Consider the following 24,126-nt stretch of genomic DNA (forward strand, 5'->3'; position numbering starts at 1 on the left):
TTATGACTCAATAGCTTGACGAATATCGTCTATTAACTCATCCACGTTTTCTAAACCAATAGAAAGCCGAATCAACCCATCGCTAATACCATATTTCAACCTTTCTTCTCGAGTATAGGTCGAGTGGGTCATGCTAGCAGGGTGTTGAGCTAATGACTCACAATCTCCCAAACTCACCGCTCTTGAAAATAGCTTGAGGCGGTTCAAAAACAGTTTGCCGGCTTCGATTCCGCCTTTTAACTCGCAGGCAATAATCCCCCCAGCTAACTTCATTTGTCTTTGAGCTAATTGGTATTGTTCAAAGTTCGGTAATCCTGGATACATTATTGACTTTATCTGCGGATGAGACTGCAAATATTCAGCAATTTTATGCGTATTTTGAACAATCCGTTCCATACGAACAGGTAGCGTTTTCACCCCTCTAAGAATTAAATTCGCATCATGAGGAGATAAGCATGCCCCCGTCATGTCTTTCAATCCAACTAACCTTACTTGTTTCGCATACTCAGCGGAAGTCGCTATTGCCCCACCCATTGCATCCCCATGACCATTCATATATTTAGTCAAAGAATGAATAACAATATCAGCACCAAGTGTAATTGGCTTTTGGATATAAGGCGTACAGTATGTATTATCGACAGCCACCAATACTTTTTTTCGATGAGCAATTTCACTCACGGCTGCAATATCAACTAAGCGCATATTTGGGTTAGCCGGTGATTCGAAAAATATTATCCGAGTTTTATCAGTGATCGCTTTAGCCACATTATTTGGATCGCTCATATCAATATGACGCACTTTTACACCAAATCGAGCTAATCCATGATGAAAAAAAGCATAGGTACAACCGTAAACGGTTAAGTCCACTAGTAGTTCATCACCAGGGTTTAATAATGTCCAAAAAGTCGCTGTAATCGCCCCCATACCTGAAGAGAACACAACAGCAGCCTCTGCCTCCTCAAGAGAAGCGATCCTATTTTCTAGTAAAGTTAGCGTCGGGTTATTAATCCGAGTATAAATATACCCCTCTTTTTCACCACTAAAATAGGCACCTCCCTCTTCCACACTTTTAAATACATAAGTTGATGTTTGATAAATGGGTGCTGCTAATGAACCTAAATGTTGGTTTGCATCATAATGGCTATGAATTGCCCGTGTATCAAAAGAACTTTTTATATCTAAACTCATACCACCTCCTAAAAATCACCCTCCTTGGGATTGAGATAATCGAGATCCGACAATTTGCAAAGTCCGTAAAACCGTACTAATTCCACGTAATGTGTCAGGATCTTTTAATAAAGCATACACTGAACGAAAATTTGGGTTTTTACTATCATATACACCTTCCATTTTAGCCATGTTATATGCTGTACCTAATTCCCATACAGGAACCAAAGTATCTTCAAATGAATTTGACAATCTTTCTACTGTACTGTTATCTAAGATATCAATAAGGTCAGAAACTAATGACAGTAAATCAACAATATTATCTAAGCGATTTAATTGTAATAATGGTGCTAATTTTTCAGCAAGATGATTACCTGATTCTGAGCTAAGTAGCTCAACAAGCTTACTTTGAGTTTCATTATTCGACATTTTAAATTCCTCATTAAACTAAGCCACGAATAGCTGCCCAATAGATACCCCTATTGAAGCCATTTCTCAGTAACCCTCCTAATTTAGTTGGAGGAGTCGGAATAACATCGTGTTTATAATCATATTGCAAAGGCATTCCTGCTGTTAACCCCATTTGAGCAACTGCCTGAACTCGTCCATCATATATAGCCGCCGGATAACCATAAATTAATTCACCACAAATGTTATCTGCAATAATTGCAGCTTGGTTATGGCAACTGCCTCCTGCTTTACTAATCGGTAAATCAACGGTATCCCCTATAACATAAACACCGTCTATACCATATACTTGCATAGTTTCATGGTCTGTAGGTAACCATCCCTCACCATTATTGTGTTCACTTAATCCTGTATTAATTACTGCTTCTACTGCGGTGATTGGCGGCGTACTAATCAATAAATCAAAAGGCTGTTCATCCCCTTCTTTTGAGTATGCAATTTTTTTATCGGGATCGACTTTATTTAATGTAAATCCCCTCTGTGCTTGAATATTTTTAATAGTAAATATTTCTGGAATAACTTCACAAACAGGCTGCTGCATAAATAAACAGTTACGTAATAATTGTGACACGGTTGGGTAGGTATAAACTATTTCAATATTATCCCTAACCCGGCGTTTACGTAAGAACTCATCAATCATCAGTGTTGTCTCCATAGGAGCAATGCCACACTGGTGAGGTACATTCGGCGTTTCAGGAAAAGAAACTGTAATAAAAATACGACCTTTTTCAATTTTACTAAGTTGGTCTGCTAATTTACGAGAAGCATCATAGGCATAAAAGTGATTACCAATATCTTTTAGCCCTTCAATTCGTTCAGGTTTAGGTACACAACCTGTCGCAACCACTAAATAATCATAATAGTATTTTTTATTATTTATTGAATATAATTCTTTATCTTTAAAATTAAATGAATCTACTTTATCAATAACTAATTCAATTTCAGGTCTCAATAATTCACGCTCTGGACGACTTAACTCATCTTTAAAAAACATATTGAAAGCCACATACATAAATGCCGGCTTATAATAGTGTATAGGGTTATCTGTTATTAAGGTTATTTTTATTTTTTTCGAAAAAATTTCTTTATTAAGTTTTCTAGCTAAAATATTAGCTAGCATGGTACCACCTGTACCACCACCCACAATAACTATATTTTTCATGGCATTTAATCCTTAAGAAATAAAACAACTCGACAAATAAATCGCTTATCACCGTGCTTTACACTTAATAAATATAGTTTAATTCCAATAATAACTTATACAATAAATTGCACATAATTTAAAAAATAACAAGAAAAACTAATTACTTTCATATATTAAATAATATTATCCGATAAATTCAGATGTTATTAATTGACTGTTTATTTAAATAAACAGTCATCAGTGTCACTAACCATTTGATAAAAAAATGCTAATACGAGTAGTGCCCTACAATCTTCCACTTAAATAGCACGTCTTCTGCCACTTGCCCATAACCAATGTTATGCATTACCAAATACCGTTGGCTATCAGGTAGCTTAATAGTGGTCACAATTCCAATATGCGGTCGACCATCATCTAAACGCCACGAAACAATATCACCTGGAAAGTAATCTTGCCCATTATTGGTAATTTGTTTTACAGTAGCTTTTCGTGTAAAAAAACGTTCTAAATTAGGGACGCGTCGATGATCAATATTTCTATCTGGCTTGCGTAAACCCCAAATACGCTGACTTGGATATTGATTAAAATTAGTTTTAATATCTTCATGTAATAATTTTTGTAAATCAATTCCGATCTTCCGATAACTACGGATAATCACATCAGAACACACCCCATAATTTTCAGGGACATCACCATTAGGATATTCAATCTGACGATAAGCCGGATCATAAATAACCAAACGGGGTAGTAGTTCTGCTTGTTTCGCTAACTCGATATTATTTTTTCCCATAACATGGTATGCACAAAATAATAAGGCTATAGGTAATAATCGCTTCAATGAACTATCTCCAGCTATAGTTGATAATAAAATCTACAATAGTTTCAGAGATAAATAAGGTGGGAAACTCTTAAAAAGATCTTACTTAAGCAAATCAAATTGAGTGATGATTGGATTATGGTCAGAAGCATCTGTTTGTAACACTCGACTTTCTTTAAGCTTCAAACCTCTATAAAACATAAAATCTAATGGCCGACCAAAAGCTTTTGTCCGTAAATCTAAATTATAGGTAACTTCTTTTAAGCCAACAGAACGAATAAAGCGTTTTAGTGCATTAATTCGCTGACGACTCCATGCGTTAAAATCACCAGCAAGGAGTACCGGCCCCATATGCTTACTAATATGCGTTCCAAGCTTATTTAGTTGCTTAGTGTAGACATCTACCCCAAAACTAAAATTAATTGCGTGCACATTCGCTACCATCAATTGCTTACCATTCGGTAATGGATAAACCGTAATCAAAGCTGATTTTGCTAAACGTAATAAAGGCTCTTTCTCCCTCAATGGGCAGCAATAAATTGGATGTGATGTTGCCAATGTCATTACACCCGCAGGATGAGGAGAAAAAGGTAAAGCAGGGACTTGGTCAGCGATCAATTGATGTGAAGCAGCAAAAGAAATTAACTCTGGGGACATTTGAGCTTCTTGCAGTAAGATTAGTTTTCTATCGACCACTAACTCACGTAGCATTATTTTCCAATTTGGACGCTGCTGTTTATATATGTTCCAAGTAACGACATCTAAGGTTTCCCCAGCAGCAAATAACGGCATACCAATTGGAAGGGATTCCCCTAACATATGTACAGGTGTAGGTTGAATACGTTTTGCAGGTTCACCTGCAATATATCGAACAGAATAAGTTCTTTTCGCCACGTCTCATATCCCTACATTGCAATGAAATAATCAATACCCTATTACAGCTTGATAAGATATCGCCTACCAGTATATCAAATCAGGCGCATCTTATCTTATCAAATTTGTAGTTTGTACTATTGCGAGGGGTCAACTCGAGACTAAACAATAATACTTATCGCAATCAGGCTACACCGCCTACTAGCTCAATCCCTCAGTGGACTACTGATTACCTTATCACCTTTAACGATAAACACACGATGTAGGCCTCTCTCCCTAAATTGCGTGATTTCGGTTTCCCCAAACGCAAAAAAGCCACCCAATGGGTGGCTTTCTCACTAATTTAATGTCTGGCAGTTCCCTACTCTCACATGGGGAGACCCCACACTACCATCGGCGCTACGGCGTTTCACTGCTGAGTTCGGCATGGGGTCAGGTGGGACCACCGCGCTATTGCCGCCAGACAAATTCGGTTTGTTCCCGTTTAGCGCATTTCGTCACTAAACCAGAACTGCAATCTTGAACAAGCTGCCATGTCCCTCGCCTCTCGGCTTCTCACGCTCATTGAATCAACCTCATCTCTCAATCTCTAAAACACCTTCGGTGTTGTCAGGTTAAGCCTCACGGTTCATTAGTATTGGTTAGCTCAACATATCGCTATGCTTACACACCCAACCTATCAACGTCTTAGTCTTAAACGTTCCTTTAGGACCCTTAAAGGGTCAGGGAAGACTCATCTCAAGGCAAGTTTCCCGCTTAGATGCTTTCAGCGGTTATCTCTTCCGCACTTAGCTACCGGGCAATGCCATTGGCATGACAACCCGAACACCAGTGGTGCGTCCACTCCGGTCCTCTCGTACTAGGAGCAGCCCCTTTCAATCTTCCAACGCCCACGGCAGATAGGGACCGAACTGTCTCACGACGTTCTAAACCCAGCTCGCGTACCACTTTAAACGGCGAACAGCCGTACCCTTGGGACCTACTTCAGCCCCAGGATGTGATGAGCCGACATCGAGGTGCCAAACACCGCCGTCGATATGAACTCTTGGGCGGTATCAGCCTGTTATCCCCGGAGTACCTTTTATCCGTTGAGCGATGGCCCTTCCATTCAGAACCACCGGATCACTAAGACCTACTTTCGTACCTGCTCGAGCCGTCACTCTCGCAGTCAAGCTGGCTTATGCCTTTGCACTAACCGCATGATGTCCGACCATGCTTAGCCAACCTTCGTGCTCCTCCGTTACTCTTTGGGAGGAGACCGCCCCAGTCAAACTACCCACCAGACACTGTCCGCACCCCGGATAACGGGGCAACGTTAGAACATCAAACATTAAAGGGTGGTATTTCAAGGTTGGCTCCATGCAGACTGGCGTCCACACTTCAAAGCCTCCCACCTATCCTACACATCAAGGCTCAATGTTCAGTGTCAAGCTATAGTAAAGGTTCACGGGGTCTTTCCGTCTTGCCGCGGGTACACTGCATCTTCACAGCGAGTTCAATTTCACTGAGTCTCGGGTGGAGACAGCCTGGCCATCATTACGCCATTCGTGCAGGTCGGAACTTACCCGACAAGGAATTTCGCTACCTTAGGACCGTTATAGTTACGGCCGCCGTTTACTGGGGCTTCGATCAAGAGCTTCTCCTTACGGATAACCCCATCAATTAACCTTCCAGCACCGGGCAGGCGTCACACCGTATACGTCCACTTTCGTGTTTGCACAGTGCTGTGTTTTTAATAAACAGTTGCAGCCAGCTGGTATCTGCGACTGGCTTCAGCTCCATGGGTAAACCACTTCACCTAGCGCCAGCGTGCCTTCTCCCGAAGTTACGGCACCATTTTGCCTAGTTCCTTCACCCGAGTTCTCTCAAGCGCCTGAGTATTCTCTACCTGACCACCTGTGTCGGTTTGGGGTACGATTAATGATAATCTAGAGCTTAGAGGCTTTTCCTGGAAGCGGGGCATGAGCTACTTCGCCACCGTAGTGACTCGTCATCAGACCTCAGCATATAGTGAACCGGATTTGCCTAATTCACCTGCCTACATCCTTAAACCGGGACAACCGTCGCCCGGCCAGCCTAGCCTTCTCCGTCCCCCCATCGCAATTATCACCAGTACGGGAATATTAACCCGTTTCCCATCGACTACGCATTTCTGCCTCGCCTTAGGGGTCGACTCACCCTGCCCCGATTAACGTTGGACAGGAACCCTTGGTCTTCCGGCGTGCGGGTTTTTCACCCGCATTATCGTTACTTATGTCAGCATTCGCACTTCTGATACCTCCAGCATACCTCACAGTACACCTTCACAGGCTTACAGAACGCTCCCCTACCCAACAATATTTACATATCGCTGCCGCAGCTTCGGTGCATAGTTTAGCCCCGTTACATCTTCCGCGCAGGCCGACTCGACCAGTGAGCTATTACGCTTTCTTTAAATGATGGCTGCTTCTAAGCCAACATCCTGGCTGTCTGAGCCTTCCCACTTCGTTTCCCACTTAACTATGACTTTGGGACCTTAGCTGGCGGTCTGGGTTGTTTCCCTCTTCACGACGAACGTTAGCACCCGCCGTGTGTCTCCCGTGATAACATTCTTCGGTATTCGTAGTTTGCATCGAGTTGGTAAGTCGGGATGACCCCCTAGTCGAAACAGTGCTCTACCCCCGAAGATGAGTTCACGAGGCGCTACCTAAATAGCTTTCGGGGAGAACCAGCTATCTCCCGGTTTGATTGGCCTTTCACCCCCAGCCACAAGTCATCCGCTAATTTTTCAACATTAGTCGGTTCGGTCCTCCAGTTAGTGTTACCCAACCTTCAACCTGCCCATGGCTAGATCACCGGGTTTCGGGTCTATACCCTGCAACTCATTCGCCCAGTTAAGACTCGGTTTCCCTACGGCTCCCCTATACGGTTAACCTTGCTACAGAATATAAGTCGCTGACCCATTATACAAAAGGTACGCAGTCACCCTGATAAATCAAGGCTCCCACTGCTTGTACGTACACGGTTTCAGGTTCTATTTCACTCCCCTCGCCGGGGTTCTTTTCGCCTTTCCCTCACGGTACTGGTTCACTATCGGTCAATCAGGAGTATTTAGCCTTGGAGGATGGTCCCCCCATATTCAGACAGGATAACACGTGTCCCGCCCTACTCGTCGAGTTCACAACACTAATATCTTCAGATACGGGGCTATCACCCTTTACTGCCGGACTTTCCAGACCGTTCTCCTGATACTAATGCTGATTAAGACTCTGGGCTGCTCCCCGTTCGCTCGCCGCTACTAGGGGAATCTCGGTTGATTTCTTTTCCTCGGGGTACTGAGATGTTTCAGTTCCCCCGGTTCGCTTCGTTTGACTATGATTGACTATCAAACGATAGTGCAACGGATTGCACTGGGTTTCCCCATTCGGAAATCGTCGGGTATAACGGTTCATATCACCTTACCGACGCTTATCGCAGATTAGCACGTCCTTCATCGCCTCTGATTGCCTAGGCATCCACCGTGTACGCTTAGTCGCTTAACCTCACAACCCGAAGATGTCTTCTTATCGGACGACACTTAACGTCATGGCTGTGCGTGGTGAACTTCTTCGTTGGGTAGTGCTCGCAATGCTCACGTACTATTGTACGCTGCGCTTGCTGTGCGCTAGCCGCCTTGAATTTCACACTGCTCGCTCATGCCACTCGTTTGTGTGTTTGAAAAACACTTCAAGTTGAGATTTTTGAGAGACTCTCACATTGTTTAAGCGATAAACAATGTGCGTTGTTTTCAATTTTCAGCTTGTTCCAGATTGTTAAAGAGCATAATTATTCGCAATAGACTATTTGACTAATCTATTCTGAATAATCAGAAAAATTTATGGTGGAGCTAAGCGGGATCGAACCGCTGACCTCCTGCGTGCAAGGCAGGCGCTCTCCCAGCTGAGCTATAGCCCCATAAAGGTAATTTCAGTATCAATGATAAATAATAAAATTTATACTTCTCGCTTTTAGTATGCTTAAAGTTACCAATTTTGTTTAGTCTAGGCGCGGATTGGCGAAGTTTACTTTTGGGTAAACGAGCTAATCTGCAACAACGAATAAACAAAATTTGGTAGGCCTGAGTGGACTTGAACCACCGACCTCACCCTTATCAGGGGTGCGCTCTAACCACCTGAGCTACAAGCCTATTGATACTGCTACTCTATTTCATCAGACAATCTGTGTGAGCACTTCACAAAAACACTTCAATGGTAAGGAGGTGATCCAACCGCAGGTTCCCCTACGGTTACCTTGTTACGACTTCACCCCAGTCATGAATCACAAAGTGGTAAGCGCCCTCCCGAAGGTTAAGCTACCTACTTCTTTTGCAACCCACTCCCATGGTGTGACGGGCGGTGTGTACAAGGCCCGGGAACGTATTCACCGTAGCATTCTGATCTACGATTACTAGCGATTCCGACTTCATGGAGTCGAGTTGCAGACTCCAATCCGGACTACGACGTACTTTATGAGTTCCGCTTGCTCTCGCGAGGTTGCTTCTCTTTGTATACGCCATTGTAGCACGTGTGTAGCCCTACTCGTAAGGGCCATGATGACTTGACGTCATCCCCACCTTCCTCCGGTTTATCACCGGCAGTCTCCTTTGAGTTCCCGACCGAATCGCTGGCAACAAAGGATAAGGGTTGCGCTCGTTGCGGGACTTAACCCAACATTTCACAACACGAGCTGACGACAGCCATGCAGCACCTGTCTCAGAGTTCCCGAAGGCACCAAAGCATCTCTGCTAAGTTCTCTGGATGTCAAGAGTAGGTAAGGTTCTTCGCGTTGCATCGAATTAAACCACATGCTCCACCGCTTGTGCGGGCCCCCGTCAATTCATTTGAGTTTTAACCTTGCGGCCGTACTCCCCAGGCGGTCGATTTAACGCGTTAGCTCCGAAAGCCACTCCTCAAGGGAACAACCTTCAAATCGACATCGTTTACAGCGTGGACTACCAGGGTATCTAATCCTGTTTGCTCCCCACGCTTTCGCACCTGAGCGTCAGTCTTTGTCCAGGGGGCCGCCTTCGCCACCGGTATTCCTCCACATCTCTACGCATTTCACCGCTACACATGGAATTCTACCCCCCTCTACAAGACTCTAGCTGACCAGTCTTAGATGCCATTCCCAGGTTAAGCCCGGGGATTTCACATCTAACTTAATCAACCGCCTGCGTGCGCTTTACGCCCAGTAATTCCGATTAACGCTTGCACCCTCCGTATTACCGCGGCTGCTGGCACGGAGTTAGCCGGTGCTTCTTCTGTCGGTAACGTCAATCGTTGATGATATTAGCATCAACGCCTTCCTCCCGACTGAAAGTACTTTACAACCCTAAGGCCTTCTTCATACACGCGGCATGGCTGCATCAGGCTTGCGCCCATTGTGCAATATTCCCCACTGCTGCCTCCCGTAGGAGTCTGGGCCGTGTCTCAGTCCCAGTGTGGCTGATCATCCTCTCAGACCAGCTAGGGATCGTCGCCTAGGTGAGCCATTACCCCACCTACTAGCTAATCCCATATGGGTTCATCCGATAGCGCAAGGACCGAAGTTCCCCTGCTTTGCTCCTAAGAGATTATGCGGTATTAGCCACCGTTTCCAGTGGTTATCCCCCTCTATCGGGCAGATCCCCATACATTACTCACCCGTCCGCCGCTCGTCAGCGGGAAGCAAGCTTCCCCTGTTACCGCTCGACTTGCATGTGTTAGGCCTGCCGCCAGCGTTCAATCTGAGCCATGATCAAACTCTTCAATTAAAAGTAGCTTGATGCTCAAAGAATGTCTTACTGACCGTAACGTTTTTTTGTTCGGCTAACGTTGTCGGCTTCACATCGCTTCCCCTCGCCGTACCTAAGTACTGTCTCGGGTTATCTCTGCTTGCCTTCGCGTTATCCTTCCAAAATAAGCGTTACTACCTTATTTCATATATATGAATTAACGTGTTAGTCACTCTTCAAGACTTAAAATCAAATATTTTTTTGATAGTGTCCTGTGAGTGCCCACACAGATTGTCTGATAAATTGTTAAAGAGCGTTGCGACTAAATCTGTTTGATTTTCGACTTCGAGGTCGTTGTCGCGAGGAGCCGTATAATACGTTTTCCTCTGTGAGAGTCAAGCAATTTTTTGCTTTTTCTTTTCAGAATCTCTCGCTGCCGTTTCAGTGTTCATCGCGCTTTGCGTTGTCTTGTTCCCGGTCAGTGGTGGCGCATTATAGGGAGTCAGAAAAATCTGGCAACCCTTTTTTTGCATTTTTTTTCTGACTGCTTACTTATCACTCAAAACGACTATTTTTTGATTCTTTTTAGGGCTTCTGGTAACTCAGCAATACTATTAATGACAATATCTGCATTCTCCATAACCTCATCAGTGACCTGCTCACCACTTTTCACTAACACAGTGGTACCAACTTTAGCCGCTTTTCCCGCTAGTATATCCGCGAGTTTGTCGCCAACCATAATAGAAGCAGCCATATCTATATTTAAGAATGATTGCGCATCTAGTAACATCCCTGGCTTTGGTTTGCGGCAGTTGCAGTCTTGGCGATACTCTTCAATTTCCGCTTCGATATGATGAGGACAAAAATAGATACCATCTAAGTCAACACCGCGGTCGGCTAACGACCAATCCATCCACTCTGTTAGCTGCATAAACTGGTCCTCGGTATAAATACCACGGCCTATGCCAGATTGATTAGTTACAATGACTAATGCATAACCCATTTTTTTTAATTCTAACATCGCTTCAATCGAGCCTTCGATAAATTCAAAGTCATCGATTTTATGAACATAGCCATGATCGATATTGATTGTTCCATCTCTGTCTAAAAAGACTGCGGGGGTCCCGTTACTCACCGATTTGCTCCTCAAATTTAATATCTTTTTAGTATCTCATGAAAAGAAAAGAAATGAGAATAGAATAAATAGAACAATCTTTATTGACTTAGACGTCTAGACGCCTTAACATCCAACAATATTAGATACACTATCTAAAAAAACAATTCAGATAAAAGTTAGAAAATATAAATGATAAAGCTCTCAAATATTAATAAGGTTTTCCAGCAAGGAAACCGTAACATTCAAGCGCTGACTGACATTAGCTTGCATGTTCCTGCTGGTCAGATATATGGCGTAATAGGCGCATCAGGTGCAGGTAAAAGTACACTTATACGTTGCGTAAACATGCTCGAACGCCCTACTTCAGGCCAAGTCGTCGTTGATGGGCAAGATTTAACAGCAATGACAGAAAAAACGTTGACGAGAGCACGCCGTGGCATCGGCATGATTTTCCAACATTTTAACTTATTATCTTCACGTACTGTTTTTGATAATGTGGCGCTTCCTTTAGAGCTTGATAATACGCCTAAGGAAAAAATTAATGAGCGCGTTAATGAATTACTCGAACTGGTTGGTTTAACCGACAAGAAAGATAGTTATCCTGCTAATCTTTCTGGAGGGCAAAAACAACGCGTTGCTATTGCGCGAGCCTTAGCAAACTCCCCCAAAGTTCTATTGTGTGATGAAGCGACCAGTGCATTAGACCCTGCGACAACACGCTCTATCCTTGAGTTATTAAAGGATATTAATCGTCGTTTAGGATTAACTATCTTATTAATTACCCATGAAATGGATGTGGTAAAACGCATCTGTGACCAAGTTGCAGTCATCAGCGGTGGTCAGTTAATCGAGAAAGATAAAGTCAGTGAAGTGTTTTCTCATCCGAAAACACCGGTTGCCCAAGCATTTATTCAGTCAACATTAGTGATTGATATTCCAGATGACTATAAAGCTCGTTTAAAAGCTGAATCAGGCAGTGATTTATCGCCATTAGTGAAATTAGAATTTACAGGGCAATCTGTTGATGCTCCTTTAATTTCCATGGCTGTACGCAAGTTCGATATAGATATTAATATATTGAGCTCCCAAATCGACTACGCAGGCGGCGTTAAGTTTGGTGTAATGTTAGCTGAACTACATGGCATCAATGGTGGAGTAGAATCCACAATTACATTTTTAAAAGAACACCATGTCAAAGTAGAGGTTTTGGGTTATGTCTGAGGGAATGATTTCACTACTTATAACAGGAACGATTGATACTATCATTATGACTTTCGTATCAGCGATCCTCGGTTTTTTATTAGGTGTACCGACAGGTGTTTTACTTTATGTCACTCGCCGTGGGCAAGTGATGGAAAATACAGCTCTTTATAGTGTAATTTCAGCGGTAGTGAACGTATTCCGTTCAATCCCGTTTATCATTCTATTAGTATGGATTAGCCCATTCACTAAATTCTTGGTTGGTTCGGCCATTGGTATTGAAGGCGCTATTGTTCCATTGACAGTTGGCGCAATTCCCTTTATTGCTCGTATGGTTGAAAATACATTATTAGAAGTACCAAGTGGTTTGATTGAAGCTTCAAGGGCTATGGGGGCAACACCGCTACAGATTATTCGTAAAATATTGTTACCTGAATCATTACCGGGGATTATCAACGCAGCAACTATCACATTAATTATGTTAGTCGGCTACTCAGCAATGGGCGGTGCTGTGGGTTCTGGTGGTTTAGGGCAAATTGCAATGCAATATGGGTATTACACCTACAATCCATTAGTGATGAATACCGTACTTGTTTTGTTAATCATTTTAGTTTTCATCATTCAATACACTGGTGAATACTTAATGAAAAAAGTATCACATCGATAGTAAGTAAAATAGCTGCGCCGTTAGGGTGCTTATAAAGTCCGTTTTAAAGGGGTATATCAATGTCTATTAAATTAAAATCTATCGCAGTTGTCGGCGCGCTATTAGGCACTCTAGTTCTCACAGGTTGTGGTGAGAAAGAAAAAGATGCCAACAGCATTAAAGTTGGTGTGATCATGGGCAAAGAGTTAGAAGTTGCTGAGGTTGCACAAAAAGTTGCTAAAGAAAAGTATGGCTTAAATGTTGAATTAGTTTCATTTAATGACTTCGTTTTACCTAATGAAGCATTAAGCAAAGGCGATATTGATGCTAACGCATTTCAACACAAACCGTACCTTGATCAACAAATTAAAGATCGTAACTATAAATTAGTTCCTGTGGGCAATACTTTTATTTACCCAATTGCAGCTTATTCTAAAAAAATTAAATCAGTTGATGAATTAGCCGATGGTTCACAAATTGCGCTACCTAATGACCCGACTAACTTAGGCCGCTCTCTACTATTGTTACAACAGCAAGGTTTGATCAAATTAAAAGAGGGCACAGGTTTAATGCCTACTGTTCTGGATGTGGTTGAGAACCCAAAAAACCTGAAATTTGTTGAATTAGAAGCACCTCAATTACCACGAGCTTTGGATGACCAAAAAATTGCTCTAGCCATTATCAATACCACTTGGGCAAGTAGCGCAACACCAAAATTAACACCAGCAAAAGATGGTTTATTCGTTGAAGACAAAGATTCTCCATATGTGAATGTTATTGTTGCCCGTGAAGATAATAAAGATAGCGAAAATGTGAAGAAATTTATCCAAGCATATCAATCGGATGAAGTATCTAACAAAGCTAATGAAGTCTTTGATGGTGGTGCAGTTAAAGGCTGGTAATCTTTTTTATTATTAAAAAAACGATTAAAATACTAGGTGGCGTAATGCCATCTAGTATTTTTTGCAATTTATAGACTACAAAACATAGCAACTTAATTTTAGTAACCATATAAGAAAGGTATAACTTATGAGACTGTTATTGCTCACCTTGGTGGCTTTTACGCTAGTCGGGTGTGGAATTAACCAATACACAAGTCCAGGGCAAAACAAAGGTTTCACTAGTATGAAATTGTCTAAACCTGTACCTCGTGTCACAGAACCAGACACCGCAAATGTCAAATTAATGAATAGCCCTGAAGAGCTGTTAGGCATGCCTTTCAAAGACTTAGGTGTTGTTTCTGGGGAATCTTGCCGTGAAAGTGTTCAAAGCCCTCCGGCAAATCTAAACACAGCAAAAAACAGCATGTTAACCCAAGCTGCTTATATTGCCGCCGATGCAGTGCTTTTACATCAATGCCAAACAATGACCTCACCGGGCTGTTATCAGGCAACCATTTGTGAAGGCAGTGCATTACAAATTGTTGAATAATAAATCAATGCAATCTTTTCAATTTAATGTTATTGGCCATATTGAATCACCTTATAAAGAAAAGTTTGCCATCCCGCGCCAGCCTGGACTCGTTCTAGGCGGTGTAGGACGCCTACATTTACACCCGCCTTATAATGACCCAAACACTGTTCGAGGGCTCAAGCAATTTAGCCATATTTGGGTTTTATTTATTTTTCATCAAACGATGGAAGGCGGTTGGAAGCCTTTAGTTCGTCCGCCGCGCCTTGGTGGTAACCAGAAAATGGGGGTTTTTGCGACGCGTTCAACTTTTAGACCAAACCCTATCGGTATGTCACTTGTTGAATTAAAAGGGATAACGGAAAAAGATAATCAAGTTATCCTTGACCTAGGTAGCCTTGATTTACTTGATGGTACGCCAGTGATTGATATTAAGCCTTATTTGCCCTTCGCTGAAGCGTTACCAGAAGCCATTGCAGGATACGCACAAGAGGCGCCTACAGACGATATGCAGGTTATATTTACTGTACAAGCCCAACAGGAATTAAATCTCTATCAAAGACAATACCCTAAATTGAAGCAATTTATTGAACAAGTACTAATGCAAGACCCTCGTCCTGCTTATAAAAAACAATCTACTGAAATTCGTGACTACGCTGTCCATTTATTAGATTTTAATATTCGCTGGCGAGTAATTCGTGGTGTGACTGAAGTATTCGCTATTGAACCGTATGAAAAAACGCGTTAACCCCTTTTGGCAAATGTCAGTCACTGGTAGACTAGCTCTCTATATACCTTGGTAAGCAAACGACTTATCATAATTTGTTGTTCTAATGGAACCTATACAATGCGTACTAGCAAATATCTGCTCTCAACTCTAAAAGAGACCCCTGCGGATGCAGAAGTTATCAGCCATCAGCTGATGCTGCGTGCAGGAATGATCCGTAAACTTGCTTCTGGTCTGTATGACTGGTTACCCACTGGCGTGCGTGTACTACGAAAAGTAGAAACCATTGTTCGTGAAGAAATGGAAAATGCAGGTGCTATCGAGGTATCTTTACCCGTAGTTCAACCGGCAGATTTATGGCAAGAAAGTGGGCGTTGGGAACAGTATGGTCCTGAATTGCTACGTTTTGTTGACCGTGGTGAACGGCCTTTCGTTCTAGGCCCAACTCATGAAGAAGTCATTACTGATTTAATACGTAATGAAATCACCTCTTATAAACAACTGCCTTTGAATTTATTCCAAATTCAAACTAAATTCCGTGACGAAGTTCGCCCACGCTTTGGTGTCATGCGTTCACGTGAATTTATCATGAAAGATGCATATTCGTTCCACATCAATCAAGAATCGTTACAAGAAACTTACGATGCGATGTACGAAGCGTATAGCAAAATTTTCACTCGCATTGGCTTTGACTTCCGTGCAGTCCAAGCGGATACCGGCTCAATTGGTGGTAGCGCTTCTCACGAATTCCAAGTACTTGCGAAAAGTGGTGAAGACGACGTTGTTTTCTCAACGGAATCTGATTTTGCTGCAAACATTGAATTTGCTGAAGCAGTTGCACCTACGGCACCACGTGGAGCAGCAACAGAAGAAATGCGTTTAGTCGATACTCCAAATGCAAAAACTATTGCTGAGTTGGTCGAACAATTCCATTTACCTATTGAAAAGACAGTTAAAACATTAATTGTTCACGCCAAAAAAGATTCTGGTCATACATTGGTCGCGTTGTTAATCCGTGGTGATCATGAGCTTAATGAAATTAAAGCGGAAAAACACCCTTTAGTTGCGAGCCCACTAGAGTTTGCTTCTGAAGAAGAAATTAGAAATGCGGTAAATGCAGGTCCGGGTTCTTTAGGCCCTGTTAATATGCCATTACCTATCGTTATCGACCGTAGTGTTGCAATAATGAGCGACTTTGGCGCGGGTGCGAATATTGATGGTAAACACTATTTTGGTATTAACTGGGAACGTGATCTACCGACTCCTGACACTTTTGATCTGCGTAATGTCGTTAATGGTGACCCAAGCCCAGATGGTAAAGGGGTGCTACAAATTAAACGTGGTATCGAGGTCGGTCATATTTTCCAATTAGGGACTAAATACTCTGAAGCGATGAAAGCTTCTGTCCAAAATGAAGAAGGCCATAATCAAATCGTGACAATGGGTTGTTATGGTATTGGTGTAACTCGTATCGTTGCAGCAGCTATTGAACAAAGCCACGATGAGCGTGGGATCATTTGGCCGGATGCGATTGCACCATTCCAAGTTGCAATTTTGCCAATGAATATGCATAAATCTTACCGCGTTAAAGAAGTTGCAGAAAAACTGTATGCTGATTTAAAAGCCAACGGTATTGATGTTATTTTTGATGACCGTAAAGAGCGCCCTGGTGTGATGTTTGCCGATATGGAATTAATTGGTGTGCCATACACCATTGTTATTGGTGATCGTAATTTAGACAATAACCAAGTTGAATACAAATCTCGTCGCAGTGATGACAAAGACTTGGTTGGTCTAGACAATGTGGTTAGCTTCTTAAAAGAAAAGTTAGCAGCTCGTTTAGTTAAATAACCAAAACAATAAAAAGCCCCCAGCCATTGGTTCTCCAACTATAGGGGGCTTTTTTTAAATATCTCGATATGAACCAATTTTAAAGCCACGCTCTAAGATCCGCATCTTTAAATTCTCTGAGGTCAGCACTTCTAATTCATTCAACCGTGGATAGGCATAATTGCTTTTTAATAAAGCATTATCAATAAATGCAGGATGACTCATTATCTCAATGGAGCGATTTCCATGTAGTTTCGCTTCGTCTAAAATCTGCAAAAATAATGACTCACTAATTTTATCACCATAAAACTCACTACTAAAAGAATCAGTGCTAGCAACTTGATATGACAAAGGCGGCCAATTTTTTTCTAATTGACGATCAACTCGCAATGCAATACCTTTTTCCTGTGCAAAGTTAACAATGATAGGAAAGACCCCTTCTATCATATGCACATGGTGATGGCTATCTATGTGACTAGGCTTTCGACCGAAAACCTCAATAAATTTCTGGTATTGCTGATTTAGCTCTTCTTCAATTTCATTTAATGGCAATTCATTTGTGTCTATATCCCACAACCATTTACCAAGCAAACCATCACGACACAAAGATGGCATCGATGAAAAAGGTTTGCCCGCGGTCAAAACAAAATGCATACCTACCGCTAAATTAGGGTAATCATGACTTAATTTTGCGGCATCCGATATCGCAGGCATATTCATCATAGCCGTAGTTGAATGAACAACTCCATTTCGATGGGATTCAATGATCCCATAGTTTACAGCGCGACATAATCCAAAATCATCAGCATTAACAATAAGTAATGAAGACATAGTATTTCCCTTAACCCTGTATATAATCGCCCTATTTACTTTCCTGCTCTAATTTTTTTATCACTTCATCAAAGTTAGGCAGGTATTTTTTATGAGCAATTAACAATTCTTTTGAAATTAAACGAGCATCTTTATCAGAGTGAATTAATGGATTTAGATTCATAGCCAATAAGACATCATTAAAATCACCATTGGTTGCAGCTCTACTTGTTGCTATTTCAAAGTTTTTCAATGTATAAATTAACCCTAGTACCTTATCATCGAAATGCGTAATTCTTGGATGAGGCATAGCACCATCACGTCCAAGTATACAGGTCATTTCTACAGTCCAATCGCTTGGAATATTATCAATATGGCCATGGTGTGGGATATTTACATAGTGCTCTGTCTTTTTATCATTGTAGATTGCATTTATCACTTCACAGGCAGCATCCGAATAATATGCTCCCCCCCGCAGTTCTAATTCCTTAGGTTTAACATCGAGGGATGGGTTTTTATAAAGTTCGAAAAGTTGATGCTCAACTTTTTGCACAATTTGTGCTCGAGCCCCACCTTTATAATATTCGCCAAGCTCTATTGCTAACATTTCTTTAGGTTTAAAATAGTATAATAAATACGAGCAAGGGATTAGATTTAAGCCTCTAATTAACCCTTCTTCAAAGGCTAGGTCAGTAATGTTTTTTACTGAATTTGCGCTTAATGTCCCTGCAGCAATTCCTTCTAATAGTTCATCAAAGCGTGATACACCATTTACAATAACATCTTTGATAAAAACCATATGGTTTAAACCAAATAGATCTATTGATAACGCATCTTTTTCAGATAGTTGCAAAACATCTGTAATAAACATTTTCATACCGATTGGAATATTACAGACACCAATGAAGCGTTTAAAATCAGTATGACGATATACTGCTTCTGTCACCATACCTGCTGGGTTGGTAAAATTAATCACCCATGCATTTGGGCAAATCTCTTCAACATCTTTAATAATATCGAAAATAACAGGAATGGTACGTAACCCTTTAAATAACCCACCAGCACCGTTAGTTTCTTGCCCTAAATAACCATGTTTTAACGGAATTGACTCATCCAGCTCACGCGCTTTTAATTGACCAACCCTTAATTGAGTCGTAACAAAATCAGCATCTATTAATGCTTCTCTTCGATCTAATGTTTTATATAATTTTAAAGGGACTCCTGCATGTTTAACCATACGCTCACATAAGTTAAAAATAATATCTAACTTTTCTTTCCCTTCTTCAACATCAACTAACCATAATTCCGTAATAGGTAATTCGTGATACCGCTTAATAAAACCTTCTAACAATTCAGGTGTATAGCTACTACCACCGCCAATAGTGACAACTTTTAATTTCTGAGTCATATTAACCTCATTGAACCTTATAAAATGAATATAGAAAAGCACACCATCTTTATCAAAAGATGGTTATGCTTGAGTTTTCTTAAAAGAAAAATTAACTTAAATAAAAAATTAACCCACCATTTTTTGCTCAACACTAAATAGATTTTTTCTATAATCACTTGGTGTTAATGATGTTAACTCTTTAAATTTTTTCACAAATAAACTGGGGCTACTATACCCTGATTCAAATGCAATATCAGTAATTGAATAATTAGTTATTTCAAGCTGTTTTTTAGCAAAATTAATTCTTATATCATTAATAATTTGCATCGGCGTTTTGCCATAATATCGTTTTGTTGCGCGAGTTAAATACTCTTGTGATTTGCCAGTAATTGTTATCATATTTTGCAACGCACTTTCACTAAACATCGCGATATCATGCATTTCTTCCAATGTACTTTTTAACCATTGGGGGGCATCATCCCGCATACTTTTCTCACGAAAATGGCGTAACCGATTAACTACGTTAAATGTAACTAATTCAATAAATTCATTAAATTCGCTATCGCGGAAGTTCAATGATGCGATTACCGATTCGATATAAGCCATAAATTCATTTTTTAATTGGTAGCTTTGTGATGCAACAAAGCAATTTGGTAATAATGGCAGATAATGCTTATCGAAAAATGCTTTGCTAATTCCGACATTTAATATTCGTGTAGGACCAAAGTCATAAGCACTTTCATGGTAGGAGCCAATTGGTAGAAATACAAAATCCCCACGCTCTAATAAAACTTTTTTTCCATTTATAATTTGATAACAACGACCAGTTAGAACAATCATATATTCATAATAATCGTGTTGATGCAGTCCACTTGCACTCTCAACTTTATTATAAATAAAGACATGAAAGGTTTTATTATTAAAAAGTTCACTTTCTTGAACCAGTTTAATCTCAGCATTAGTGTCGGTTCTATTCATCAGTGTCTGCATCATGAGCCTCTCTCTAATGATTTATTTTTTCATGTAACTCAATTAATTCTGTAATTAATTCACGGGCTAACATAGCATTCATTAAGTGATCTTGAGCATGAACAAGAACTAAACTCACTTTGATTCTCCCTTCTCCCATATCACTTTCAATCAATTGAGTTTGTACTTTATGAGCTTCATTTAATGAAGAATGAGACTGCTCCATTAAATTTTTCGCTGTCACGAAATCACCCGCTTTGGCTTTTTTCAGCGCGGTGTAGGCTAAACTTCGAGCTTGCCCCGCATTAATAATTAACCCCATGACAACTTCTTCTAGTTCATTGCTTGCGTCTTCTTGGATATCATCAAGTTCAAACATATTTTTATCTCGACTTAAATGGGAGGAGCAAGCTCCTCCATATTTTAAAACTTCAGTGCATTCGCAATATCTTCTTCACTTTCTTCTTCATCTATCGTGTTTTGGGCTTTATTCGAAATGACCACAAACGGTAGATAAACAAGAACAGCAACACCAAGGTTGAATAAGGCAAGTAATAAGGCAGCAATACTTCCATTAGTGTTAAAGAAAGCAGCCAAACCTGTTGGCATCGTCCACGGAGCAATATTTGTTACCGGTGGGATGATCCCTAAAGAATATGCTGCCACCATTATTCCTGCCAATAATGGCTGAATCAAAATAAAGGGGATAAACATCACAGGATTCATAATGATCGGTAAACCAAAAATAATAGGCTCATTAATTTGGAAGATACCTGCAGGTAAAGCTAACTTAGCAACTTGGCGATGATCAGCACGACGTGAAGCAATAAAAATTGCAATAATCAGACCTAATGTCGCCCCTGTTCCACCTAAAAACACATAGGAGTCAAGCATAGGCTTCACCCACATATGGAAGGATTTACCAGCTGCAATTGCTGCGTCAACTGAGCCATACTCTGCATATAAAGAAACGTTTTCTAATGCCCAAGGCGTCATAATACCGCTATCTAACGCCGTTAATGCTAATGAACCATGGATACCAAAAAACCACAGCAGCGACGTAAAGACCACATAAGCCCATCCAACCACATTTCCCATCGATGCTAAAGGCGTTGAAACACTATCCATGATAATTTGATGAAAATTAGTGCTAATCCCCGTTAGCGCCCATGACACTATTCCCATAATAGATAAGATAATAAAACCAGGAATAAGTGCAGAAAACGAACGTGAAACTGATGGCGGAACGCTATCTGGTAATTTGATAACCCAATTACGGCGGACAATAAAAGTGAACATTTCAGCGACGACTAATCCTAAAATAATCCCTGAAATGATATTTGCTCCACCCAACCAATTCGCCCCAACGGCATAGGCACCATTTACATCATAAGGTGTTACTGTCATAAAAGAAGCTATAGCAAGTAACCCTGCGGCTAGCGGGTCAACTTTGCGTTCTTCTGCTAATGCCATGGCAATAAAGAAAGGGGCCATTAGAGACATAATACCTAGTGTCCCATTATAAACATTTCCCCCTATCACTTTAAAACCGTTTAATGTTTCGATTGTTGAAGGTTCTAATCGAACACCTAAAGAATAAAAAAACGACCCTGTATCAAAACTAAGAAAAACATTATTAATTAGTACAAACATAGCCCCAACGAGTGTTAGAGGCATTATTCTAATAAAACCATTCTTTATTGCATTAACATGAGGCTGCTTTCCCAATCGAACCGCGAATGGAAGGAGTACCTTTTCAAGCGAAGTGATAACAAGACTCATAAAAATACCCTCAATTTTTTGAGTATGCTCCATTCTTAATTAGCTAAAGATCGTATTAGCACCAATATCGATGGAGTTATTATGTAATAGAGGTAGTTAGTAGCGCTCTAATATTAACCTGCTGTTTGGTTTTTAATGATTGCCACGGCCGCTTTTAACACTCCTAATCCATCAACCTTGCCGTACAAAAGTGAGTCAATCACCTCAACGGGTTTGTTCGGCAATAATTTTTGAATATCAGATTGCATCCAAGCAATTTGCGGCCCAAGTAATACCAAATCAGCATCGACAACTTTTTCTGCTGCTAAGCTTTCAGGGAAAGCTTCAATGTTGACTGGTACATCATATTTCTCTGCCTGTTGCCTCATTTTGTTAACTAGCAGTGAGGTAGACATCCCCGCAGAACAAAATAAATAGATATTTTTTTTCTTCATTCCTTATCCTTAGATTCGTTCTATCTTTTAATTACCGCTGTAATTTATAAGTTTTTTTGCAGACTTACAGCATTTACTAACACTACAAACTAAAAATAAAAATTCTTTCTAGTTGAATGAAGTATACGTACTTCCCCTAGTTTTCGATATTTCAATGTCATCAAGAATTGTCTCTCATTGACCAATCGTTATGACCCCCCTCACATTTATACAAATATTTTGCGTTAATAAAAAAGTTATATTGATATCAAAAAAGCAAAGGCTGGTGAATATATTGATAAATCGAAGGGATTTTGGCTGATATTTTAGATAGTTAATAAAAGAAAAAGGCTCAATATAACTATTGAGCCTTTAATAGAAATGGATGTACTAAGATTAGTTACAAGAAGCAGATTTATCGAAATTGATGTTACCTGTAGGAACTAATGCAGGATCAAATTGACCATCTTCCATTGATGGACGAACAGTATAATAACCTTCTAACTCAACATACACCGGTGTTCCACCATCAACACCTGTTTCACTATATGCTTTTTCTAATTCAATACCTGATGCTGAATATTGGCGCCCACTTTCACATTCAGTGAACACAGCAGCGTCCGCCATATAACGGTACTGACCTATTTTTTTGCTTGGCTTAACTTTCTCTAACGTATAATTCATTTGCGATTCAATCGGATTACCTTCTAAATCAAGTAAAGTAACCGACTTCCCATCCGCAGCTTGAGAGAAATAAGTATTCTCACCTTTTGGGTTAGTTGTGCGTAATTTGTTATCTTCAATAGCCCATTTACCTGAATCATGGAAAGCACTATCGCCATCCTTTGTTCCTAAATAGATCAATTGCTCAACATAGCTGCCATCTTGGTTAACTAATAAGGTTGCTTCAATACCAGAACAGTCTGCACAAGGTAGTACACCTGTGTAAACATTATCTACTGGTGATGATTCTGTATTTTTTGCAACTGTCTGACAGCCAGCTAACGTGACAGCCCCAACAGCCATTAATACTAACATTAGTGATTTTTTCATTATAATACCCTTAAAATCATACATTTTTATTCGTTAACCGATTTCTCAATCATAACATTTCAAAACTTAAAAAAACGGCAGGGATAAGAAAATTCGGACATTACTGATAAAATACGTTATGAATTAATTTAATGAATAAGAATTGTCTTTTTCCTCTAGCTACGATTATAGTTATTAAATTTACTGTGCTATTATCGTAGCAAGCGCTTTTTTGCTTGATACAACATGTTCAAGGCGGCAATAACCGCCACTAACACAGTGGTGAGGGAATATGTCTACAGATACTGAATATCAACCTATCAATTGTGATGATTACGAATATCTAGAAATTGCATGCCAACGTCAATTAAAGTTACAGATAAAACTTAATGACGGCGAGAATATTGAAGGGCAGGCCAGTGATTTGCTCCTGCGAAAAAAAGTCGAGTACCTGATTGTTGAAACGCATGAAGGAACCAAGGAACTACGACTGGATTGCATAAACTCCTTCAGTCATCCAGAAATCGGCACAATTGTTGTCGACCACTCTCACTAATACTCACATTATTGAGTCCTTCTATCCCCCCTTATGATAATCAC

20 protein-coding genes, 2 tRNA genes and 3 rRNA genes are annotated in these 24,126 nt (G+C 40.6%); 7 read left to right on the forward strand and 18 right to left on the reverse strand.

The features are described 5' to 3' along the window. From megL to gmhB, 11 genes are all read right to left on the reverse strand, one after another. The gene (gene megL / locus P3L56_RS16365; RefSeq protein WP_042848945.1) at positions 1-1,188 is read right to left on the reverse strand and encodes a methionine gamma-lyase; all 1,188 of its coding nucleotides are present in this window, start codon (positions 1,186-1,188) and stop codon (positions 1-3) included. Between the two features lie 15 nt (positions 1,189-1,203). Then, entirely contained in the window at positions 1,204-1,596 is a 393-nt protein-coding gene (locus P3L56_RS16370; protein ID WP_048608213.1) for a hypothetical protein, read from the reverse strand. Positions 1,597-1,609: 13 nt separating this feature from the next. Continuing rightward, entirely contained in the window at positions 1,610-2,797 is a 1,188-nt protein-coding gene (locus tag P3L56_RS16375) for an FAD/NAD(P)-binding oxidoreductase (protein ID WP_166686030.1), read from the reverse strand. Between the two features lie 250 nt (positions 2,798-3,047). Then, entirely contained in the window at positions 3,048-3,569 is a 522-nt protein-coding gene (locus tag P3L56_RS16380; RefSeq protein WP_094301239.1) for a DUF1287 domain-containing protein, read from the reverse strand. A gap of 129 nt (positions 3,570-3,698) precedes the next feature. Continuing rightward, positions 3,699-4,490 carry an endonuclease/exonuclease/phosphatase family protein gene (locus P3L56_RS16385; RefSeq protein WP_042848949.1) on the reverse strand — a complete coding sequence of 264 codons (792 nt, stop codon included), beginning with the start codon at positions 4,488-4,490 and terminating at the stop codon, positions 3,699-3,701. 327 nt (positions 4,491-4,817) lie between these two features. Next, positions 4,818-4,933 (reverse strand): 5S ribosomal RNA (gene rrf / locus P3L56_RS16390). Between the two features lie 146 nt (positions 4,934-5,079). Next, positions 5,080-7,990, reverse strand: a 23S ribosomal RNA gene (locus tag P3L56_RS16395). Between the two features lie 336 nt (positions 7,991-8,326). Then, positions 8,327-8,402: transfer RNA gene (locus P3L56_RS16400), tRNA-Ala, on the reverse strand. Positions 8,403-8,557: 155 nt separating this feature from the next. After that, positions 8,558-8,634 (reverse strand) — tRNA-Ile (locus P3L56_RS16405). A gap of 65 nt (positions 8,635-8,699) precedes the next feature. Continuing rightward, a 16S ribosomal RNA gene (locus P3L56_RS16410) occupies positions 8,700-10,239 on the reverse strand. The 16S, 23S and 5S rRNA genes sit together here with 2 tRNA genes alongside, the layout of an rRNA operon. Before the next feature lie 529 nt (positions 10,240-10,768). Beyond that, complete coding sequence (gene gmhB / locus P3L56_RS16415; RefSeq protein ID WP_198860891.1) at positions 10,769-11,335, reverse strand: D-glycero-beta-D-manno-heptose 1,7-bisphosphate 7-phosphatase; 567 nt, start codon at positions 11,333-11,335, stop codon at positions 10,769-10,771. A 171-nt stretch (positions 11,336-11,506) separates the two neighbouring features. On the opposite strand from gmhB, the gene metN reads away from it, so the two are divergent. From metN to proS, 6 genes are all read left to right on the forward strand, one after another. Continuing rightward, positions 11,507-12,538 carry a methionine ABC transporter ATP-binding protein MetN gene (metN, locus tag P3L56_RS16420; protein WP_042848958.1) on the forward strand — a complete coding sequence of 344 codons (1,032 nt, stop codon included), beginning with the start codon at positions 11,507-11,509 and terminating at the stop codon, positions 12,536-12,538. After that, the gene (metI, locus tag P3L56_RS16425; protein WP_042848959.1) at positions 12,531-13,184 is read left to right on the forward strand and encodes a methionine ABC transporter permease MetI; all 654 of its coding nucleotides are present in this window, start codon (positions 12,531-12,533) and stop codon (positions 13,182-13,184) included. The genes metN and metI overlap by 8 nt, the downstream gene beginning before the upstream one ends. A 59-nt stretch (positions 13,185-13,243) precedes the next feature. Further along, a complete protein-coding gene (locus P3L56_RS16430; protein WP_048606331.1) occupies positions 13,244-14,065 on the forward strand; it encodes a MetQ/NlpA family lipoprotein in 822 nt (273 codons plus the stop codon). A gap of 127 nt (positions 14,066-14,192) precedes the next feature. After that, entirely contained in the window at positions 14,193-14,594 is a 402-nt protein-coding gene (rcsF, locus tag P3L56_RS16435) for an Rcs stress response system protein RcsF (RefSeq protein ID WP_198860892.1), read from the forward strand. A 7-nt stretch (positions 14,595-14,601) separates the two neighbouring features. Beyond that, positions 14,602-15,321 carry a tRNA (N6-threonylcarbamoyladenosine(37)-N6)-methyltransferase TrmO gene (gene tsaA, locus P3L56_RS16440; protein WP_042848962.1) on the forward strand — a complete coding sequence of 240 codons (720 nt, stop codon included), beginning with the start codon at positions 14,602-14,604 and terminating at the stop codon, positions 15,319-15,321. A 99-nt stretch (positions 15,322-15,420) separates the two neighbouring features. Further along, positions 15,421-17,151: a proline--tRNA ligase gene (gene proS, locus P3L56_RS16445; protein ID WP_048606330.1), complete on the forward strand. Its 1,731-nt coding sequence runs from the start codon at positions 15,421-15,423 to the stop codon at positions 17,149-17,151. A 54-nt stretch (positions 17,152-17,205) separates the two neighbouring features. On the opposite strand, the gene chbG is transcribed toward proS, so the two are convergent. The 7 genes from chbG to nlpE form a co-directional block, all read right to left on the reverse strand. After that, complete coding sequence (gene chbG / locus P3L56_RS16450) at positions 17,206-17,961, reverse strand: chitin disaccharide deacetylase (RefSeq protein ID WP_048606326.1); 756 nt, start codon at positions 17,959-17,961, stop codon at positions 17,206-17,208. A 31-nt stretch (positions 17,962-17,992) separates the two neighbouring features. Next, positions 17,993-19,348, reverse strand: coding sequence for a 6-phospho-beta-glucosidase (locus tag P3L56_RS16455; protein ID WP_198861462.1), 1,356 nt, complete (start codon positions 19,346-19,348; stop codon positions 17,993-17,995). Between the two features lie 108 nt (positions 19,349-19,456). Continuing rightward, a complete protein-coding gene (gene chbR, locus P3L56_RS16460) occupies positions 19,457-20,323 on the reverse strand; it encodes a transcriptional regulator ChbR (protein WP_080750946.1) in 867 nt (288 codons plus the stop codon). A gap of 10 nt (positions 20,324-20,333) precedes the next feature. Next, positions 20,334-20,678 carry a PTS N,N'-diacetylchitobiose transporter subunit IIA gene (gene chbA / locus P3L56_RS16465; protein ID WP_048606324.1) on the reverse strand — a complete coding sequence of 115 codons (345 nt, stop codon included), beginning with the start codon at positions 20,676-20,678 and terminating at the stop codon, positions 20,334-20,336. A 44-nt stretch (positions 20,679-20,722) separates the two neighbouring features. Beyond that, positions 20,723-22,081, reverse strand: a complete 1,359-nt coding sequence (chbC, locus tag P3L56_RS16470) for a PTS N,N'-diacetylchitobiose transporter subunit IIC (RefSeq protein ID WP_272686213.1) — start codon at positions 22,079-22,081, stop codon at positions 20,723-20,725. A gap of 113 nt (positions 22,082-22,194) precedes the next feature. Then, positions 22,195-22,515 (reverse strand): PTS sugar transporter subunit IIB, encoded by a 321-nt coding sequence (locus P3L56_RS16475; RefSeq protein WP_272686212.1) that lies wholly within the window; start codon positions 22,513-22,515, stop codon positions 22,195-22,197. Between the two features lie 375 nt (positions 22,516-22,890). Continuing rightward, on the reverse strand, positions 22,891-23,547 hold the full coding sequence (nlpE, locus tag P3L56_RS16480) for an envelope stress response activation lipoprotein NlpE (RefSeq protein ID WP_048606323.1): 657 nt from the start codon (positions 23,545-23,547) through the stop codon (positions 22,891-22,893). A gap of 271 nt (positions 23,548-23,818) precedes the next feature. On the opposite strand from nlpE, the gene rof reads away from it, so the two are divergent. Then, a complete protein-coding gene (gene rof / locus P3L56_RS16485; protein ID WP_042848970.1) occupies positions 23,819-24,082 on the forward strand; it encodes a Rho-binding antiterminator in 264 nt (87 codons plus the stop codon). Positions 24,083-24,126 lie beyond the last annotated feature (44 nt).

It is taken from the genome of Providencia sp. PROV024 (genome assembly GCF_032709665.1).
Lineage (GTDB): Bacteria > Pseudomonadota > Gammaproteobacteria > Enterobacterales > Enterobacteriaceae > Providencia > Providencia huashanensis.

Coding starts and splice junctions, on each gene's coding strand:
- proS (WP_048606330.1), top strand. CDS start 15,421: ATGCGTACTAGCAAATATCTGCTCTCAACTCTAAAAGAGACCCCTGCG.
- chbR (WP_080750946.1), bottom strand. CDS start 20,323: ATGATGCAGACACTGATGAATAGAACCGACACTAATGCTGAGATTAAA.
- chbC (WP_272686213.1), bottom strand. CDS start 22,081: ATGAGTCTTGTTATCACTTCGCTTGAAAAGGTACTCCTTCCATTCGCG.
- nlpE (WP_048606323.1), bottom strand. CDS start 23,547: ATGAAAAAATCACTAATGTTAGTATTAATGGCTGTTGGGGCTGTCACG.
- P3L56_RS16370 (WP_048608213.1), bottom strand. CDS start 1,596: ATGTCGAATAATGAAACTCAAAGTAAGCTTGTTGAGCTACTTAGCTCA.
- metN (WP_042848958.1), top strand. CDS start 11,507: ATGATAAAGCTCTCAAATATTAATAAGGTTTTCCAGCAAGGAAACCGT.
- rof (WP_042848970.1), top strand. CDS start 23,819: ATGTCTACAGATACTGAATATCAACCTATCAATTGTGATGATTACGAA.
- megL (WP_042848945.1), bottom strand. CDS start 1,188: ATGAGTTTAGATATAAAAAGTTCTTTTGATACACGGGCAATTCATAGC.
- chbA (WP_048606324.1), bottom strand. CDS start 20,678: ATGTTTGAACTTGATGATATCCAAGAAGACGCAAGCAATGAACTAGAA.
- P3L56_RS16380 (WP_094301239.1), bottom strand. CDS start 3,569: ATGGGAAAAAATAATATCGAGTTAGCGAAACAAGCAGAACTACTACCC.
- chbG (WP_048606326.1), bottom strand. CDS start 17,961: ATGTCTTCATTACTTATTGTTAATGCTGATGATTTTGGATTATGTCGC.
- P3L56_RS16430 (WP_048606331.1), top strand. CDS start 13,244: ATGTCTATTAAATTAAAATCTATCGCAGTTGTCGGCGCGCTATTAGGC.
- P3L56_RS16455 (WP_198861462.1), bottom strand. CDS start 19,348: ATGACTCAGAAATTAAAAGTTGTCACTATTGGCGGTGGTAGTAGCTAT.
- P3L56_RS16475 (WP_272686212.1), bottom strand. CDS start 22,515: ATGAAGAAAAAAAATATCTATTTATTTTGTTCTGCGGGGATGTCTACC.
- rcsF (WP_198860892.1), top strand. CDS start 14,193: ATGAGACTGTTATTGCTCACCTTGGTGGCTTTTACGCTAGTCGGGTGT.
- tsaA (WP_042848962.1), top strand. CDS start 14,602: ATGCAATCTTTTCAATTTAATGTTATTGGCCATATTGAATCACCTTAT.
- P3L56_RS16375 (WP_166686030.1), bottom strand. CDS start 2,797: ATGAAAAATATAGTTATTGTGGGTGGTGGTACAGGTGGTACCATGCTA.
- metI (WP_042848959.1), top strand. CDS start 12,531: ATGTCTGAGGGAATGATTTCACTACTTATAACAGGAACGATTGATACT.